Raw genomic sequence first — 17,733 nt, 5'->3', positions numbered from 1 at the left:
AAACTAAATTCCATACAGTAGGTGAACGCGGCCATGAACAGAATTATGGTTGTCGATGATGAAGCGATTCAGAGAAGGGTGCTCGGCAAAATGATCCGGGAATACCTGCCTGGATGCGAAGTTGTCGAGGCCAGCAACGGAAAGACCGCGCTGGATATTGTCCAAACTGCTGCCTTTGATGTCATTTTTACGGATATCAAAATGCCAATCATGGACGGCTTCGATTTCATTGAGCATATGAAGAAGCTTTCTACTGCTACCCGAATCATCATTTTGAGCAGCTACCGTTATTTTGAATATGCCCAGCGGGCCCTTCGGTTAGGCGCTTTCGATTATGTGCTAAAGCCGGTGAAGGAGGAGAGCATCGGATTACTGCTAGACAAGGTAAGGGAAAGTATCGAAAAAGAAAAAAGGGTCTCGCCCGAAGAGATCAGCAGAGAGCAGTTTCACATCAGCATGAATGCGTACTATGGGCATTTGCTGGGGGAATGGGTACAGAACGGCGTTTCCGTAGCTAAATTTCAGGAGCTCGAGCAGCAGTATTCGCTGGAGCCCAGCGGGGCGGTCATCATAACGCGTATTGAGGATAATACTCCCGGCGACCTGTACCCTGAAGGGCTGGATGATATCCGGGGGGCCATGCCGGGAATGCTCGTGAGCATGCTGAGTTCCGAGAACCGGGTCGTGTCCTTTTTTGCTTCGAATCCCAAACTGACCATGATTTCGGTTATGACGGCGAAGCGTCCTGACGAGGTCATCACCGGGGCCGTGCTCGCGGCTCTGGAGGAATATGGGCAGCGGCTGTCAGACAATTATCAGCTGTCGTTTGCCATAGGCGTAAGCAATGTGCGCGCCGATCTCTTCCGCGAAGCCTCCGTCTGCTACAATGAAGCGCTGGACGCAGCCGACTCCCGCTATTTTTTGGGCGGGGACCGGGTCGTTACGCATGGGTCTGTTTCCGGCAGGATTGCTCCCTTGCATTACGACTTCCATAAGGATGAGGAGCTGTTCAAAGAATACATTAGAACGGACAAAGCTGATTTATTGCTCAAGCATACGGATGACTTGTTCCGCCGGTTTCTGGAGAACGGGCTTCCTTATCGGGAGCAATGGCTTAAATCCATCATTCAGCTAGTGCTGCATATCGCTCCGGTGATCAAGGGATTTGTCAGTGATGAGGCCTACACGTCGGTTTTGCGGGAAGCTGAGAACAGCCTGACTGCCTGTGCCAGCTTCAAGGAGTGCCAGGAGCAGTTTCTGGAAATCCTGAGAGGGTTCATGAAGATGATGCATAACAGCCGCGGAAGGAAACATGCAGAGGTCATTGAAAAGTGCGTCAATTATATAGAAGAACATTATACCGGGGATATCTCGCTTGAGCATGCGGCGAGCCTATTGTATTTCAGCCCCAACTACTTAAGTATGATTTTCAAAAGCCATCTTGGAGTTTCCTTTACGAAATATTTGTCGGAGATCCGGCTGGAGAAGGCGGTGCAGCTGTTAGGGGACAGTGACATGAAGGTATATGAAATTGCCGGGAAAGTCGGATTTAAGGATGAAAAATATTTTCACCGTGTGTTTAAAGCGAAATATGGCCTTACTCCCGATGAGTACCGTAAAAAGAACGCTTTGCCGTTATCGCCGTCCTAAAGCGGCCTCAAGGCAGTCAAGTGCCCGCACTTGTCAGTATTCCCATGCTATGGTATAATTTTTTTTGGTAATAATGAGATAAGTCCGTTGTGTAAAGAGTGGGGAAACCCACTCTTTATCTTTGGTATACAGCAAAAAGACAAGTTCGTGGAGGTTAGTTTTATTTGAGCACATCCAAAATTAAAGGTACGGTAGAAGAGATGCTGAAACCCTACCTGGACAACAATGGATTCGAACTGGTTGACGTGGAATACGTGAAGGAAGGCTCCAATTTCTTTTTGCGGGTATTCGTTGACAAAGAAGGCGGAATCGACATCGATGATTGCGGCAATGTCAGTGAGTTCTTAAGCGCCAAGCTGGACGAGAACGATCCGATTCCCGGCGCCTATTTTTTGGAGGTGTCTTCTCCGGGAGCGGAACGGCCGCTCAAAAAAGCCGAAGAGGTAGCCAAAGCGGTCGGCAAGGACGTATTCGTCACGACTTACGAGCCGATTGACGGGCTAAAGGAATTCGAAGGCCGGTTGGTCTCGTTTGAGAACGGGGAAATGCTCATCGCCGTCGGCAAAAAACAGCATGTCGTTCCATATGCCAAAGTAGCCAGCGCGAGGTTGGCCATTATTTTTTAAGTTTTTGAAAGGGGGACCGGATTTTTCATGAGTATGGATTTTATTGAAGCTATGAATGAACTGGAGAGAGAGAAAGGCATCAGCAAGGATGTGCTGTTCGAGGCCATCGAGGCGGCGCTGATCTCCAGCTATAAACGAAATTTCAACGCGGCGCAAAATGTTCGGGTCGACATGAACCGCAGCACGGGAGTAATCAAGGTGTTCGCCCGCAAGCTGATCGTGGAAGAAGTACTCGATTCGCGCACAGAAATTTCGCTGCCTGCGGCACGGGAGATCAACCCGCATTTTCAACTGGACGATGTCGCCGAGCTTGAAGTTACACCCAGAGATTTCGGACGCATTGCCGCCCAGACGGCCAAGCAGGTTGTTACCCAGCGTATTCGGGAAGCTGAGCGGGGGCTCATATACAACGCGTTTATCGATAAGGAAGAAGATATCGTTACCGGGATCGTGCAGCGGCAGGACCTTCGCAACGTGTACATCGACCTGGGAAAAATCGAGGCCGTACTTCCGCTCAACGAACTGATGCCGGGTGAAAAATTCAAGCATGGCGAGCGCATCAAAGCGTACATTACCAAGGTGGAAAATACGACCAAGGGACCGCAAATTTTGCTCTCCCGCAGCCATCCGGGCCTGCTCAAACGGCTGTTCGAGCTTGAGGTTCCGGAAATTTTCGACGGCGTCGTCGAGATCCGTTCCGTTGCCCGGGAAGCGGGCTTCCGTTCCAAAATCGCGGTATATTCCCGCAATCCGGAAGTTGATCCCGTCGGTTCCTGCGTAGGCCCGAGAGGAATGCGCGTGCAGACAATCGTCACCGAGCTGCGCGGCGAGAAAATCGACATCGTGCGTTATTCCGAATCAGTGGAAGAGTATGTGGCCAATGCGCTCAGCCCTTCCAAGGTAATTGAGGTTCAAGTGTTCGAAGCAGAAAAAATGGCGCGTGTCATCGTTCCCGACTATCAGTTGTCGCTGGCCATCGGCATCAAAGGGCAGAACGCCCGCCTGGCGGCGAAGCTGACCGGTTGGAAGATCGATATCAAGAGCGAAAGCCAGGCGGAGCAGGAATTCGGCAGACCTAAAACGTCCAGCGACGAAATGCACCAGGATTCCGTCTCCATAGATTAATAACGAGGGGCGGTCGGCTAACGATGAAACAGAAAAAAGTGCCGCTGCGCAAATGCGTCGCCAGTCAGGAAATGATGCCCAAGAAAGAGCTTATCCGCATTGTAAGAACACCCGCGGGCGAGGTCGTGATCGATCTTACCGGGAAGAAGTCGGGACGCGGAGCGTACATTTGCGGCAAGCTGGAATGCTTCAAGCTGGCTCAGAAGACCAAGGCCCTGGACCGGGCGCTGAAGGTGCCGGTGAGCCAGGAAATTTACGAGCAGCTCGCTAGGGATTTCGTATCCGTCGAAGAGCAGTTCTTGGCAGCAAAGGAAGCTTCGGACGATGAATAAGGCCCTTTCCAATCTGGGCCTGGCCATGCGTGCGGGCAAAGTGGTGACCGGCGAAGAAATCGTGCTGAAAGCGGTCCGTTCAGCGGAGGCGAAGCTGGTTCTTTTGGCGGGGGACGCTTCGGACAATACGCAGAAGAAATTCCGCGACAAATGCGGAACTTACAATATCCCGCTCGTAGTCGAATTCAACCGTGACATCCTGGGCGCTTCCATTGGTAAAGATAGTCGCGTCGTTCTTGCCGTTACGGACAAGGGATTCGCAGAAATGATCTCCAAGCAACTGGGGGATAATGTCGGAGGTGGTATTATTGACTAAACAAGACAGCAAAGATAAACTGCGGGTTTATGAATACGCCAAATCGCTTAACATGAGCAGCAAAGAGATTATCACGATTCTGAAACGTCTGAACGTTCCGGTGAATAATCATATGAGCGTTATGGAAAATGACGCCGTATCGAAGGTGGAACAGTTCTTTAAGGATATCAAGTCAAATGCCGCGGCCAAACGGGAAGGCGGGGGCGGTGGCCGCCCGAACCAGACCGCAACGGCAACGATCGAGGCACACAGCCCTAACAAAAATCAAACGGAAAAGCAGGTAGGTATGAACAAACCAAACAACAACTCATCGACAATGTCGTCAAGACCACAAAGCGGGCAGGATTCCCGCAGAAATCAATCCGGCTCCGTGCAGCAGCGTCCTCAGGGCCAAGGCGGAGCGCAGCGTCAAGGAGGACGTCCGCAAGGTCAGGGCGGAGCGCCTCGTCACGGCGAATCCCGTCCGCAAGGTCAGGGCGGAGCACCTCGTCAGGGTGATTCCAGGCCGCAAGGACAAGGCGGTGCTTCCCGTCAGGGCGATGCCCGTCCGCAGGGCCAAGGCGGCCAGCGTCAAGGCGGATTCGGCGGCGGAAACCGTCCGCAAGGCCAGGGAGGAGCGCCTCGTCCACAAAGCCAAAGCGGAGCGCCGCGTCCACAAGGTCAAGGCGGTGCGCCGCGTCCACAAGGACAAGGCAGCGGGGATTCCTTCCGCGGAGACCGGAATTCCAAGAATCGTCAGGGCGGAAACAACAAACGGTTCGAGGATGGAAAAGGCGGCAATTTCCGTAACAACGGACGCGGCGGCAAGAACCAGCGCGGCGGCAGAAACCAGCAGCCGGTTGAGCGTCGCGAGAAGATCGACAATACGCCGAAGAAAATTATCGTCCGCGGCAACATGACCGTCGGAGAAACGGCAAAGCTGCTTCATAAAGACGCTTCGGAAGTTATTAAGAAGCTCATTTTGATGGGCGTTATGGCTACGATCAATCAGGAGCTGGATATCGAAACCATTCAACTGCTTGCCGGTGAATTCGGCGTTGAAGTTGAAGTGAAGATTCCGGTCGAGGAAGACCGTTTCGAAACCGTCGAAGAGAATGACGCTCCGGAAGATCTGCGGGCGCGTCCTCCTGTCGTGACCATCATGGGTCACGTCGACCACGGTAAGACGACGCTGCTTGACGCCATTCGTTCCACGAACGTAACCGGCGGGGAAGCAGGCGGCATCACGCAGCATATCGGCGCTTACCAGGTTGAAATCAACCAAAAGAAGATTACGTTCCTCGATACCCCGGGCCACGAAGCGTTTACGGCCATGCGTGCCCGCGGAGCGCAGGTTACCGATATTACGATTATCGTCGTAGCAGCAGACGACGGCGTTATGCCTCAGACGGTTGAGGCGATCAATCATGCCAAGGCTGCGGGTCTGCCGATCATCGTGGCTGTCAACAAGATCGACAAGCCAGGCGCGGACCCTGACCGGGTGAAGCAGGAGCTGACCAACTACGAGCTCGTTCCCGAAGAGTGGGGCGGCGATACCATTTTCGTCAATGTGTCGGCCAAACAGCGCATCGGTCTCGAGGATCTGCTTGAGATGATTCTGCTCGTTGCCGAAGTGAATGAATATAAGGCGAACCCGGATAAACGGGCGCGCGGTACCGTAATCGAAGCCGAGCTGGACAAGAGCCGCGGACCAGTAGCCCGCATTCTCGTTCAGAACGGAACGCTGAAGGTGGGAGACGCCTTCGTGGCGGGCAACTGCTTCGGACGCGTACGGGTTATGGTGAACGACAAGGGACGCCGTCTGAAGGAAGCCGGACCGTCCACGCCGATCGAGATCACTGGTTTGACGGAAGTTCCGCAGGCGGGCGATCCGTTCATAGTGTTCGAGGACGAACGGAAAGCGCGGCAAATCGCCGAGAAGCGGGCGGTTACCCAGCGCCAATCCGAGCTGAACACGAACACCCGCGTCACGCTGGACGATCTGTTCAAGCACATCAAAGAAGGCGAGATCAAGGATCTCAACGTCATTATCAAGGCCGACGTTCAAGGCTCGGTCGAAGCGCTGAAAGGCTCCCTTTCCAAGATTGAAGTGGAGGGCGTGCGCGTTAAGATCATCCACAGCGGTGCTGGCGCAATCACGGAATCCGACATCACGCTGGCAGCGGCTTCCAATGCGATTGTCATCGGCTTTAACGTTCGTCCGGATGCCCAGACGAAGGCTGCCGCCGAGCAGGAGAAGGTCGATGTGCGTCTGCACAACATCATCTACAACGTGATCGAAGAGATCGAACAGGCCATGAAGGGAATGCTTGATCCGGTATTCAAGGAGAACGTTATTGGCCACGCCGAGGTTCGCAGCGTGTTCAAGATCAGCAAAGTGGGTGCGGTCGCCGGCTGTATGGTCACCGACGGCAAGATTGCGCGCAATGCGCAGACCCGCCTGATCCGCGACGGCATCGTCGTGTTCGAAGGCAAGATCGACTCCCTGAAACGCTTTAAAGACGACGCCAAGGAAGTAGCGCAAGGGTATGAGTGCGGTATTACTTTGGAGAACTATAATGATCTCAAGGAAGGCGACATCATCGAAGCGTTTATCATGGAATCCGTGGAGCGCTGACCTAAAGAGGTGAATGAACATGTCTAAAATAAGAGCCGGACGCGTAGGCGAACAGATCAAGAAAGAACTCAGCCGTCTGATTCAGGGCGAGCTGAAAGACCCTCGGGTCGGGTTCGTTACGGTCACCGGGGTCGATGTTACCAATGACCTTTCGCAGGCCAAGGTATACCTCAGCGTCTTCGGTGATGACGAGCAGAAGAACGCCTCGCTCAAGGCGATCGAGAAAGCCAACGGCTTTCTCCGTTCGGAGCTTGGCAAGGCGATCCGTCTTCGGCATACGCCGGAGCTGATCTTCAAGTTTGACGAATCCGTCGCCTATGGCAGCCGGATTGAGAAGCTGCTTGGCGAAATCGGCAAGCAGGACGAAAGTCAGGAATAAGCACAAGGAGACGGCGAATGCAGAGCTATGAACAAAGTCTCCGGCAGACACAACAGTTTCTGCTGGACCACGATGATTATCTTGTAGTGTCGCATATTCAGCCGGACGGAGATGCAGTCAGCTCGACCCTAGCGGTTGGCTGGCTTCTCTCATGTCTGGGCAAGAAATACACGATGCTGAACGAAGGTCCGATCCCGACCCGAATGAAATATTTGTGGAAGGCCGGGGAGATTGCCGATATGTCGGTCAACCCTCCGGAACGTACGTTCAGCCATGTAATATGCGTCGACTGCGCCGATTTTCAGCGCGTCGGCCAGACGCAGCGGTTTTTTGATCCGGATGCGCTCATTGTAAATATCGATCATCATCCGACGAACAACGGCTACGGCACGGTACAACTGATCAAGCCGGACGCAGCGGCCACGGCTGAGATTTTATTTGATCTGCTGAAGCAGTTCGACATCCATTGGGACGCCGATATCGCAACGGCAGTTTATACTGGCCTGTTGACCGATACCGGCGGTTTTCGGTATGCCAATACTTCTCCCAAAGTCATGGAGATTGCATCGGAACTGTTATCGCTTGGAGTAAATGGACCGGAGCTGGCAGAGACGCTGCTGGAGGAAATGACACTGCCTCAGCTGAAAATCCTTAGCAGAGCGCTTGAGGGACTGCAATTGACGGCGGAGGGCGACATCGCCTGGGTCTCTATCACGCCTCAGGATATGGTTGACTGCGGCGCTGCCAACGAGGATTTGGAAGGGATCGTTAATTATCCCCGGAACATTCAGGGCGTTGAGGTCGGTATTCTGTTCAAGGTCATTCACGACCAGGCGGTCAAGGCCAGTTTCCGTTCCGCCGGTAAAGTGGATGTAGCCGCCCTGGCCCAAATTTTCGGAGGCGGAGGGCATACCCGCGCAGCCGGAGCCAAGCTCGATTTGCCTTTGGACCAAGCGATTTCGCTTGTGCTTAAGGAGGTCAAGCGAGTACTATGAGCGAGCTCGAAGGTGTTCTTGCGGTGTACAAGCCAGCCGGCTTTACCTCGCATGATGTCGTTGCCAAAGCGCGGCGTCTGCTCGGCATGAAAAGAATCGGACATGCTGGCACGCTGGACCCCCAGGTTACCGGCGTTCTGCCGCTTTGCCTTGGCCGGGCCACGCGCATTGTCGAATATATTCAGGAACTGCCCAAGGAATATATCGCCACGCTCCGTCTGGGCATGTCCAGCGACACGGAAGACCTGACCGGGACGATAACGGAGACGGCGGATGAAATACGGGTGACCGAAGAAGAGGTAAGGCGGACGCTGGAATCTTTCAAAGGGATCATTTCACAAACGCCTCCAATGTATTCCGCTGTCAAGGTTGGCGGCAAGCGTCTATACGAGTTGGCCCGCGAGGGCAAAACGGTAGAGCGTAAAAGCCGGGAGGTTGAGATCTACGAGATTGAGATGTTGGGTATGGTCTGGAACGGCCGGTTTCCGGATATCACTTTCCGCGTCCTCTGCTCCAAAGGCACTTATATCCGCACGCTCTGCGTCGATATCGGACATGCGCTGTCGCTGCCGGGAGTAATGGTCAAGCTTGAACGCACGATGTCGGCGGGAATCCGGACGGACCGCTGCCTGTCGCTTGAAGAAATCGGCGAGCGTAAGGCGAACGGGACACTTCAGGAATTCCTCATCCCGGCTGACGAGGCCATCAGCCATTTTCCCGCCCATACCGTGGCGGATGAGAAAAAGGCGGCCGCCCTGCAGGGACAACGCCTGGCCACCCGGTTCGTTTCGCCTGATGTCCTGGTTAAAGGTCCAATTCGTCTATATGACCTGCAAGGAAGTTTTCTCGGCATTTATGAGCGTGAGGAAGGCGGCCTGATCACTCCTGTTAAAGTATTTGCCCAGGTGTAATGGAAATTATGAGAGAATTCTTCGACGGTACCTTGCAAAGGGCACCAATCGGTGTTTTTCTTAATTAAGTGAAGTGCAGGTGAGATACAGCGTGAGAACCGTAACGTTAACCTATCCGATGAAGCCGGAGACTGCAGCCGAGTGGGCGCAGCCCCAGATTGCGGCCTTGGGTCAATTCGACGGCCTGCACAGAGGGCATGTCAGCGTCATCTCCTCCGCTGTGGCTAAGGCCCGCGAAGAAGGCGTGCCGGCAGCGGTCATCACTTTCTATCCCCACCCCAAGGATGTTATGGGGAAAGGGGATTATGAAGGCTATTTGACTCCCCCCCGAGACAAGCGCGAGCTGCTTGCCGGGCTGGGCGTCGATGTATTATTCGTCATCGAATTCAATGAGGAGCTCTCCAGGGTAAGCCCGCGGGACTTTGTGGAGGGCATGCTTCTGCCCTTGAACATTTCGGCGGCCGTCGTCGGGTTTGACTTCCGCTTTGGCTATATGGGCGAAGGGGACGCCGATATGCTGCGCCTGCTCGGCAATGGAACCATGCGGGTGGAGACCGTACCGCCGTTCCTGCTGAATGGCGTCAAGGTGAGCAGCTCCGGCATTCGAAAGAGCCTGCAGAACGGTGAAGTTGAGCTGGTGAACTTTTGGTTCGGCCGGCGCTATCACTTGCGGGGAACGGTGGTTCACGGCGAGAAGCGAGGCCGCACTATCGGGTTTCCGACCGCGAATCTGGAGCTGGAGGACCGGTATGTCATACCGGCGAGAGGCGTGTATGCCGTTCGCGCTTTCCATAACGGAAAGGCGCTGCCCGGAGTCATGAATGTGGGCGTGAAGCCGACCTTTCACGAAGGAGTTACCACTCCGACGTTTGAGATTCATCTGCTGGATTTTTCCGGCAATTTATACGGGGAAGAATTAAAAGTGGAACTGGTCTCTTTTATCCGGCCGGAGCGCAGGTTCGATTCCGTGGAATCGCTGATTTCCCAAATTCAGGAGGATGCAAAGACAGCCGACAAGATTTTGCAGGAATCTTGACTCTTTGATTTGATCCCTCTTGATCCGCATTTATTGATTATAATAAAGCTTTACCGGATCTTTCCGGTGCCGACGTTTACTTTTGCCTTTTATAGTGCTATACTGATTAACGTTGCTGGATTTCCGGCAGCCATAACCTTGGCTTGGTCATTCGATTGTCACCGACGGTGACGAGGCCACTGGCGATTATTATGAAGGAGGTGAACAGGATGGCATTGACTCAAGAACGTAAGCAACAACTGATCGACGAGCACAAAACTCATGAATCCGATACCGGATCTCCAGAGGTGCAAATTGCTATCCTCACGGAGAATATCGTTAATCTGACCGACCACTTGCGTACGCACAAGAAGGATCATCATTCCCGCCGCGGATTGCTGAAGATGGTAGGTCAACGCCGTAAACTGCTCGCGTATTTGAAGAACAAAGACGTGCAGCGTTACAGTGCTTTGATCGAGAAACTGGGATTGCGTCGTTAATAATCCATAAGTTTACCCTTAAAGCAGCCTGGTTGTTTACCGTATGTGCTTCCAAGAAGCGTCAACGGGACAGCTGGGTTGCTTTTTGAAAATTAGGGAAAAATTTAGCAGCCAACCGGACCCTGTACATACAACCAATGGCTCTTTTTTCCAAGAGAACGGCCAAGCCGGTACTTGATTCACATTAAATTGAAGATATAGAGGTCCCCGCAAAGAACCTGAGCCAACTCAAAATCCCAGGTCTTCACTTTGTGGGGTTATCTTGTATTGCATAGAGAACGCGCGTATAGCCCCATCATAGGATACGCCGTTTTATTTTGAGTAGATCAGATTGAACCTGCAACAAGGTTGAGCGGGTCTGCTGCCATCCAAGGAGGGACTTTATGTCAAAACATGTAGAAATGCAGCTCGGGGGCAGAACCCTGGTGCTGGAAACGGGCCGCCTCGCCAAGCAGGCGAACGCAGCCGTTATGGTCCGCTACGGTGATACGTCGGTGCTCTGTACGGTGACGGCTTCAAGCGAGCCGAAGGATTTGGACTTTTTTCCGCTCACCGTAAACTATGAGGAACGCTTGTACGCGGTCGGTAAAATTCCAGGAGGCTTCATCAAGCGCGAAGGAAGACCGAGCGAAAAAGCGATTTTGTCCAGTCGTCTGACCGACCGTCCGATTCGCCCACTGTTCCCAGAAGGCTTCCGTAACGACGTGCAGGTGCTGAACCTGGTAATGAGCGTCGATCAGGATTGCTCGCCAGAAATCGCGGCAATGATCGGAACGTCGGCGGCACTGAGCGTTTCCGATGTGCCGTTCAACGGTCCAATCGGCGGTGTCGTTGTCGGCCGTATTAACGGACAGTTCATCGTCAACCCGACGATTGCCCAGCAGGACGAGAGCGACATATATCTTGTCGTAGCCGGTACGAAAGACGCCATCATGATGGTGGAAGCGGAAGCGAATGAAGTGCCGGAAGAAGTTATGCTGGAAGCGATCATGTTCGGGCATGAAGAGATCCGCGCCATTGTAGCGAAGATTGAAGAATTGGTACAGATTGCCGGCAAGGAAAAAATGACCGTGAAGCTGCACGCCGTCAACGTGGATGTAAATAACGAAGTACGCGCTTATGCGCAGGAGCGGCTGGTTGAAGCGGTTAAGATTGCCGAGAAGCATGCCCGCCAGGATGCGATCGACGCAGTCAATAACGATACGGTGGAACACTTCACGGAAAAATATATCGAAACGCCGGAGCTGATTGGCGACGTGAAGGAAGTGCTGCACGATATCGTCAAGGAAGAAGTCCGTCGTCTGATTACGCACGACAAGGTTCGTCCGGATGGCCGGAAGCTGAACGAGATTCGTCCGATTGATTGCGATACTTCGCTGCTGCCGCGCACGCATGGCTCTGGACTGTTCACACGCGGCCAGACGCAGGCTCTCAGCGTATGTACGCTCGGCGCGCTCGGCGATGTGCAGATTCTCGACGGCATCGATTTGACCGAAACGAAACGGTTCATGCACCACTATAACTTCCCGCCGTTCAGCGTAGGGGAAGCCCGTCCGCTTAGAGCGCCGGGACGACGCGAAATCGGTCATGGAGCACTTGGTGAACGCGCATTGTCCAAGGTAATTCCTAGCGAAACCGAATTCCCGTACACGATCCGTCTCGTATCCGAGGTATTGGAATCGAACGGCTCGACTTCACAGGCGAGCATTTGCGCAAGCACTCTGGCGATGATGGATGCGGGCGTTCCGATTAAAGCCCCGGTTGCCGGTGTGGCTATGGGTCTGATTAAAGACGGCGAGCATGTGTCCATCCTGACTGACATTCAGGGCATGGAAGACCATCTCGGCGATATGGACTTCAAAGTGGCCGGTACTGCTGAAGGCGTAACTGCCATTCAAATGGACATCAAGATTGACGGCATCGACCGCAAAATCCTGGAGGAAGCGCTTGAACAGGCTAAAGAAGGCCGGCTGTTTATTTTGAGCAAAATGATGGAGGCCATTTCCAAACCGAGAGAGAGCCTTTCGCCATATGCGCCGAAGATTATCATCATGCAGATCAACCCGGACAAAATCCGCGACGTTATCGGCGCAGGCGGCAAAATCATCAACAAGATCATCGAAGAGACCGGCGTGAAGATCGACATCGAGCAGGACGGCCGCGTATTCATCGCTTCTTCGAATGAAGAGATGATCCAGAAAGCGCGTTCCATCATCGAAGGCATCGTGCGCGAGGTTGAAGTCGGCGAAATTTATGTCGGCACCGTCAAGCGGATCGAGAAATTCGGAGCTTTCGTGGAAATTTTGCCGGGCAAGGATGGTTTGGTGCATATTTCGCAGCTGTCGACTGACCGTGTAGGCAAAGTGGAAGACGTGGTTGCCATCGGCGATACCATCACTGTCAAAGTGACCGAAATCGACCAGCAGGGCCGCGTTAACCTGTCGCGCAAGGCCGTTTTGACCGCGGAAGCCAAAGCGTAAAAGGCCGAGATCTTGACACGTACCGATTCTTATGGATACAAATTTGAAAAGAGGCAGAAGCTTGAATTCTGGCTCTTTTTTTGAGCTGTAACTCCACAGTTGTGGAGTTATTTTGCTTAGAGCGGTTTTCTTTCTCATACGCTTGCTCCAAGTGCCGAGGTCATCGCATTCCCTGAGGTGCCCGAAGGCATATTGCGGCGACTTGTCTCATAGGCTGGGACAAAGCGCTGTAACAAGGAATGAGGAAAAGCGCATAGGAGGAAGCCGTGATGAGACTGGAAAAAGCGGCGGTCGTGCTGGCTTGCATGGCTGTAGTGATCGGAATCGGCAGCAGCGCCGGACCGGTAAAAAATATGTTTCAGCAGCTGCGCACCTCCGGAGGCATGGCCGTTCTGAAGCCGATCGGAGATCAGCGTAGCGAGCTGCGAAGCATCATTGAAGCCAAAGCGGCCGAAATCAGCAGCCCGCCGGTAGACGCAAGAGTAGACCGGGTATGGAAGGCGATTCCCGGTTATAACGGGCTTAAGGTCGACGTGGAAGCGACTTACAAGGGAGCGCTGCTCCTCCCGGCCGGCAGTGAGATCAAGTATATTTACAGACAGACCCCGCCTGCCGTCTCGCTGGAAGATCTCGGAGCGCAGCCCATCTACCGGGGCAATCCCGGTAAGCCGATGGTCTCGCTGATGATCAACGTCGCTTGGGGGAACGAATTTATTGTGCCGATGCTGAACATTTTGGACGAGGAGCATGTGAAGGCGACGTTTTTCCTGGACGGCAGTTGGCTGAGCAAGAACCGCGAGCTTGCGGTGGAGATTCAAAAGCGAGGGCATGAAATCGAGAACCACGCCTATTCGCATCCGAATATGAGCACGCTTAGCCGGGTGCGCGCGGTGATGGAGATCGACAAGACCAAGAAGCTGCTGAAATCAAGTCTTGGGGTCGATAACCGCTGGTTTGCGCCGCCATCAGGAGATTTTGACCAAGAGACCGTGAAGATCGCCCGTGAACTCGGGTTGAAGACGGTACTGTGGACGGTGGATACTGTCGATTGGCGCAATCCTTCACCAGAGTCGGTCGTTGCCAAAATTACATCAAAGGCAGAACCGGGCACGCTCGTGCTTATGCACCCCACTTCCTCGTCTTCCAGAGCGCTGCGCGGAATGATCCGCGGCATCAAAGCCAAAGGTCTGGTGCTCGGAACCGTCAGCCAGACGCTGTCTCCGGAACGCGTACTTCCTGGCAATGTTGAGTGAAGCTCCCGTTTCTGATAGGATATAAGTCGCCCAGTTAAATCGGAAGGCAAACGAAAGGCTATGGGCAGGAGGACTTTTTACGTGAAGAAAATGGTATTATCAAACGGGTTGCGGGTAGTCATGGAGAAAATCCCGACAGGCCGGTCCGTTTCCTTCGGAATCTGGGTCAAGACTGGCTCCAGGAACGAGACGCCGGAAAACAACGGCATTTCCCATTTTATTGAACATATGCTGTTCAAGGGTACTGACCGGTACGATGCAAAAGCGATCGCGGAGCGGTTCGATTCCATCGGAGGGAATGTCAATGCGTTCACCTCGAAGGAATACACCTGTTATTACGCCAAAGTGCTGGATGAGCATCTGCCGATTGCGGTCGATGTGCTGGCCGATATGTTTTTCCGTTCGAAGATGGATGCGGAGGAATTGGCCAAAGAAAAGAACGTCATTCTCGAGGAAATATCGATGTACGAAGATACGCCGGACGATCTCGTGCATGACCTTATGTCGATGGCGGCCTACGGCAGCCACCCGCTCGCCTATTCCATTCTGGGGCTCAAGGAACGGCTGGAAGCCATGACCCCGGATGATCTCAGGGCCTATATGAAGAAACAATATACGGTTGAAAACACGGTGATCAGTATAGCCGGGAATTTCGACGACAGCGTGGGGGATCTGCTGGAGCGATATTTCGGATCGTTCGCCGATCACGGGGACACAGGTCCGCTGAGCCCACCCGATTTTCATGGGGATTTATTGTTCCGACGCAAAAAAACCGAGCAGAACCACATCTGCCTGTCTCTGCCCGGCTGTGCGAATGATGATCCGCTGCAGTATGCGATGGCCTTGATCAATAACGCCGTCGGTGGCGGCATGAGCTCCCGGCTGTTCCAGGAAATCCGCGAAAAACGCGGACTGGCCTACTCCGTATATTCTTATCACAGCGCGCAGGCGGACAGCGGCTTGTTCACCGTCTATGCCGGAACGGCTCCCAAGCAGACCAAAGACGTCATGGAGCTGACCAAGGAAATGCTCTATGAGCTAGCCGTTAAGGGAATGGACGAAGAGGAGCTCCGGAAAGGCAAGGAGCAGCTCAAGGGCGGTCTAATCCTTAGCCTTGAGAGCACAAGCAGCCGGATGAACCGTCTTGGAAAGAACGAGCTGATGCTAGGCCGGCATGATACGCTCGACGAAGTGATTGCCAGAATTCAAAAAGTCACGCTGGATGATGTAAATCAGGTGCTTGACCGGATGTTCGCCGCGCCGCTTGCGGCCGCGATGGTCGGGTCTTCCGATAAAGTGATTGCCAATGTTAGGAGAGATGATCTTGTCTTACTTCGTACAAATTCTCAAGCTTCCGGGCAATGAGAATGTTAATCTGCCCCGCAAAATGTCCGAGCAGGCCTCGGGCTACGATCTGTTCGCCGCTATCGAAGGCGATTTGACGCTTGCGCCCGGAGCACGGGCGCTGGTTCCCACGGGAATCGCGCTCGCCATGCCGGGCGGACTGGAAGCGCAGATTCGTCCGCGCAGCGGACTGGCGCTGAAGCACGGCATCACCTGCCTGAACACGCCGGGCACGATCGACGCCGATTACCGGGGAGAGATCAAGGTGCTGCTCATCAATCTGGGGCAGGAGCCCGTTACCATCGCCCGTAATGAGCGGATTGCCCAGATGGTCTTTCAGGCTGTTCCGTCCGTAACGATGGTGGAAGTGGAAGAGCTGACAGACACCGAGCGGGGAGCCGGTGGCTTCGGCCATACGGGCAAATAAATACATCACTTTCTTCAAGCTGGAGAGCTTGCGTTCATGTCCGATTGTACGGACGACGCAGGCTCTTTTTTTCATAAATCCCACCCCAATCATCAGCCTGTGGAGGTTGCTTTCACCCATCCGCTTCTGCCCGCATAAGATGCTCTATAGTCGACAGTGTAATGTTGAAAGGAGCGTCATCCCTATGCTGACTGGCGTCAGGATCGTGTTCCTGGGCGGGGACGCAAGACAAATTGAAGTGATTCGAAAATGTGTAGAAATGGATGCGACGGTGAGCGCTGCCGGCTTTGATAAATGGGATTCCCCCTGCGAAGGGGTCAGTCTGGGGGGGATGTCCGCGGACCTTCTGGACGGTGCGGACGTTCTGGTGCTGCCAACCGTCGGCTGTGACGACGAAGGCCATATCAGCGCGAAGTACACGGAGGAGCCGCTGCAGCTTCTCACGGAGCATATCGAAGCGCTGCCCTCGCACTGCACCGTTTATACGGGCATGGCCAAGGAATATTTGAAGAGGCTGTGCGCGCAGCGCGGACTTGAGCTGGTAGAGCTGCTGGACCGCGATGACGTTGCCATTTACAACTCGATTCCTACGGCCGAAGGCGCGCTCGTCATGGCCATTCAGAATACCGATTTTACCATTCACGGCTCCAAAGCGATGGTGCTCGGAATGGGCAGAACCGGGTTTACGATGGCCAAGAGCCTTCAAGGTCTTGGAGCAAATGTTACGATGGGCGTCCGGAAGCAGGATCATTACGCCCGGGCGGAGGTTATGGGCTGGAGTCCGTTTATGACGGATCAGCTGCTGGAGCATGTCAAGGACGTCGATTATATCTTCAATACGATACCGAGCCTGATCCTCACCGCCAAGGTGATCTCACACATGCCCCGGCACACCTGTATTGTCGATTTGGCGTCTGCGCCCGGAGGAGTGGACTTCCGGTACGCGGAAAAACGGGGCATCAAAGCGATGCTGGCGCCTGGGCTTCCTGGAGTCGTCGCCCCCAAAAGCGCGGGTATGATTATGGCGGGCGCACTGCTGCAGTCGATCTCGGAACGGATTTTGGTGAAGGGGGATAAATAATGAACTGGAAAGGAATAACGGTAGGCTATGCGATTACCGGTTCCCACTGCACCTTTGCGGAGGTGATGCCTCAGATTAAGCGTTTTGTCGAAGGCGGGGCAAATGTCGTGCCGATCGTATCGGCGTCGGTTCTAGGCACGGACACCCGGTTCGGCACTTCGGAAAATTGGCTAAAACAGTTGAAAGAAATAACGGGGAATGATATCATTTCTACAATTGTTGAAGCGGAACCGCTGGGTCCATCGAAGCGGCTGGATGTGCTGACGATCGCACCCTGCACAGGCAATACCACAAGCAAGCTGGCCAACGCGATGACCGACGGACCGGTCCTGATGGCGGCTAAATCTCAAATGCGCAACGGCCGGCCTCTCGTTCTCGCTATATCGACCAATGACGGCCTCGGTCTGAACGCGGCGAATATTGCGAAGCTCCTGGTAACCAAGAATATTTATTTCGTTCCCTTCGGACAGGATAACCCTGTGCAGAAGCCGAATTCGTTGGTTGCCCGGATGGAACTCATCCCCGAAGCCTGCTATGCGGCGCTTCAAGGCTCCCAGCTGCAGCCGATGATTATCGAACGGTTTCATTCAGCATAAGCTTATAGACGCAGCAGAAAGACGACAACAAGTGTATGAAGCTTCGGAACATGAATAGGTTAAACCGCTGCCGTCCTCCGCTTGAG

At 53.8% G+C, this 17,733-nt stretch carries 17 protein-coding genes; all 17 read left to right on the top strand.

What is annotated here, in order from left to right:
* The first annotated feature begins 33 nt into the window (after positions 1–33).
* The 17 genes from G5B47_RS01655 to G5B47_RS01575 all read left to right on the top strand — a co-directional run bounded on the left by G5B47_RS01655 (position 34) and on the right by G5B47_RS01575 (position 17,647).
* Positions 34–1,650 (top strand): response regulator transcription factor, encoded by a 1,617-nt coding sequence (locus tag G5B47_RS01655; RefSeq protein WP_165093619.1) that lies wholly within the window; start codon positions 34–36, stop codon positions 1,648–1,650.
* Between the two features lie 164 nt (positions 1,651–1,814).
* Positions 1,815–2,276, top strand: a complete 462-nt coding sequence (rimP, locus tag G5B47_RS01650) for a ribosome maturation factor RimP (protein ID WP_025335327.1) — start codon at positions 1,815–1,817, stop codon at positions 2,274–2,276.
* A gap of 27 nt (positions 2,277–2,303) precedes the next feature.
* Positions 2,304–3,401, top strand: coding sequence for a transcription termination factor NusA (nusA, locus tag G5B47_RS01645; RefSeq protein WP_025335326.1), 1,098 nt, complete (start codon positions 2,304–2,306; stop codon positions 3,399–3,401).
* A gap of 23 nt (positions 3,402–3,424) precedes the next feature.
* The gene (rnpM, locus tag G5B47_RS01640) at positions 3,425–3,733 is read left to right on the top strand and encodes an RNase P modulator RnpM (protein WP_165093617.1); all 309 of its coding nucleotides are present in this window, start codon (positions 3,425–3,427) and stop codon (positions 3,731–3,733) included.
* Positions 3,726–4,049: a YlxQ family RNA-binding protein gene (locus G5B47_RS01635; protein ID WP_025335324.1), complete on the top strand. Its 324-nt coding sequence runs from the start codon at positions 3,726–3,728 to the stop codon at positions 4,047–4,049. Before rnpM ends, G5B47_RS01635 begins: the two co-directional genes overlap by 8 nt.
* Positions 4,042–6,666 carry a translation initiation factor IF-2 gene (infB, locus tag G5B47_RS01630; RefSeq protein WP_165093615.1) on the top strand — a complete coding sequence of 875 codons (2,625 nt, stop codon included), beginning with the start codon at positions 4,042–4,044 and terminating at the stop codon, positions 6,664–6,666. Before G5B47_RS01635 ends, infB begins: the two co-directional genes overlap by 8 nt.
* Before the next feature lie 19 nt (positions 6,667–6,685).
* Positions 6,686–7,045 (top strand): 30S ribosome-binding factor RbfA, encoded by a 360-nt coding sequence (gene rbfA / locus G5B47_RS01625; RefSeq protein ID WP_025335322.1) that lies wholly within the window; start codon positions 6,686–6,688, stop codon positions 7,043–7,045.
* Between the two features lie 17 nt (positions 7,046–7,062).
* Positions 7,063–8,040, top strand: a complete 978-nt coding sequence (locus G5B47_RS01620; protein ID WP_165093613.1) for a DHH family phosphoesterase — start codon at positions 7,063–7,065, stop codon at positions 8,038–8,040.
* Complete coding sequence (gene truB / locus G5B47_RS01615) at positions 8,037–8,951, top strand: tRNA pseudouridine(55) synthase TruB (RefSeq protein ID WP_165093611.1); 915 nt, start codon at positions 8,037–8,039, stop codon at positions 8,949–8,951. Before G5B47_RS01620 ends, truB begins: the two co-directional genes overlap by 4 nt.
* Before the next feature lie 91 nt (positions 8,952–9,042).
* Positions 9,043–9,987 carry a bifunctional riboflavin kinase/FAD synthetase gene (locus G5B47_RS01610; RefSeq protein ID WP_165093609.1) on the top strand — a complete coding sequence of 315 codons (945 nt, stop codon included), beginning with the start codon at positions 9,043–9,045 and terminating at the stop codon, positions 9,985–9,987.
* 209 nt (positions 9,988–10,196) lie between these two features.
* Positions 10,197–10,466, top strand: coding sequence for a 30S ribosomal protein S15 (gene rpsO / locus G5B47_RS01605; RefSeq protein ID WP_025335318.1), 270 nt, complete (start codon positions 10,197–10,199; stop codon positions 10,464–10,466).
* A 383-nt stretch (positions 10,467–10,849) separates the two neighbouring features.
* Entirely contained in the window at positions 10,850–12,946 is a 2,097-nt protein-coding gene (gene pnp / locus G5B47_RS01600; protein ID WP_165093607.1) for a polyribonucleotide nucleotidyltransferase, read from the top strand.
* Between the two features lie 269 nt (positions 12,947–13,215).
* Positions 13,216–14,199, top strand: coding sequence for a polysaccharide deacetylase family protein (locus G5B47_RS01595; RefSeq protein WP_165093605.1), 984 nt, complete (start codon positions 13,216–13,218; stop codon positions 14,197–14,199).
* Between the two features lie 81 nt (positions 14,200–14,280).
* Positions 14,281–15,564: a M16 family metallopeptidase gene (locus G5B47_RS01590; protein ID WP_165093603.1), complete on the top strand. Its 1,284-nt coding sequence runs from the start codon at positions 14,281–14,283 to the stop codon at positions 15,562–15,564.
* Positions 15,518–15,970, top strand: coding sequence for a dUTP diphosphatase (dut, locus tag G5B47_RS01585; RefSeq protein ID WP_165093601.1), 453 nt, complete (start codon positions 15,518–15,520; stop codon positions 15,968–15,970). The genes G5B47_RS01590 and dut overlap by 47 nt, the downstream gene beginning before the upstream one ends.
* Before the next feature lie 184 nt (positions 15,971–16,154).
* The gene (dpsA, locus tag G5B47_RS01580; RefSeq protein ID WP_165093599.1) at positions 16,155–17,051 is read left to right on the top strand and encodes a dipicolinate synthase subunit DpsA; all 897 of its coding nucleotides are present in this window, start codon (positions 16,155–16,157) and stop codon (positions 17,049–17,051) included.
* A complete protein-coding gene (locus tag G5B47_RS01575; RefSeq protein ID WP_025335313.1) occupies positions 17,051–17,647 on the top strand; it encodes a dipicolinate synthase subunit B in 597 nt (198 codons plus the stop codon). The genes dpsA and G5B47_RS01575 overlap by 1 nt, the downstream gene beginning before the upstream one ends.
* Positions 17,648–17,733: the final 86 nt, after the last annotated feature.

It is taken from the genome of Paenibacillus apii, from assembly GCF_011043685.1.
In the GTDB taxonomy this organism is placed as follows: Bacteria; Bacillota; Bacilli; order Paenibacillales; family Paenibacillaceae; genus Paenibacillus_AQ; species Paenibacillus_AQ sabinae.
This window is presented reverse-complemented; position numbering and strand designations above follow the sequence as displayed.

Excerpts from the sequence above, each read along its gene's own strand:
- G5B47_RS01655 (WP_165093619.1), top strand. The coding sequence starts at position 34 with ATGAACAGAATTATGGTTGTCGATGATGAAGCGATTCAGAGAAGGGTG.
- nusA (WP_025335326.1), top strand. The coding sequence starts at position 2,304 with ATGAGTATGGATTTTATTGAAGCTATGAATGAACTGGAGAGAGAGAAA.
- rnpM (WP_165093617.1), top strand. The coding sequence starts at position 3,425 with ATGAAACAGAAAAAAGTGCCGCTGCGCAAATGCGTCGCCAGTCAGGAA.
- G5B47_RS01635 (WP_025335324.1), top strand. The coding sequence starts at position 3,726 with ATGAATAAGGCCCTTTCCAATCTGGGCCTGGCCATGCGTGCGGGCAAA.
- rbfA (WP_025335322.1), top strand. The coding sequence starts at position 6,686 with ATGTCTAAAATAAGAGCCGGACGCGTAGGCGAACAGATCAAGAAAGAA.
- G5B47_RS01620 (WP_165093613.1), top strand. The coding sequence starts at position 7,063 with ATGCAGAGCTATGAACAAAGTCTCCGGCAGACACAACAGTTTCTGCTG.
- truB (WP_165093611.1), top strand. The coding sequence starts at position 8,037 with ATGAGCGAGCTCGAAGGTGTTCTTGCGGTGTACAAGCCAGCCGGCTTT.
- rpsO (WP_025335318.1), top strand. The coding sequence starts at position 10,197 with ATGGCATTGACTCAAGAACGTAAGCAACAACTGATCGACGAGCACAAA.
- pnp (WP_165093607.1), top strand. The coding sequence starts at position 10,850 with ATGTCAAAACATGTAGAAATGCAGCTCGGGGGCAGAACCCTGGTGCTG.
- G5B47_RS01595 (WP_165093605.1), top strand. The coding sequence starts at position 13,216 with ATGAGACTGGAAAAAGCGGCGGTCGTGCTGGCTTGCATGGCTGTAGTG.
- dut (WP_165093601.1), top strand. The coding sequence starts at position 15,518 with ATGATCTTGTCTTACTTCGTACAAATTCTCAAGCTTCCGGGCAATGAG.
- dpsA (WP_165093599.1), top strand. The coding sequence starts at position 16,155 with ATGCTGACTGGCGTCAGGATCGTGTTCCTGGGCGGGGACGCAAGACAA.
- G5B47_RS01575 (WP_025335313.1), top strand. The coding sequence starts at position 17,051 with ATGAACTGGAAAGGAATAACGGTAGGCTATGCGATTACCGGTTCCCAC.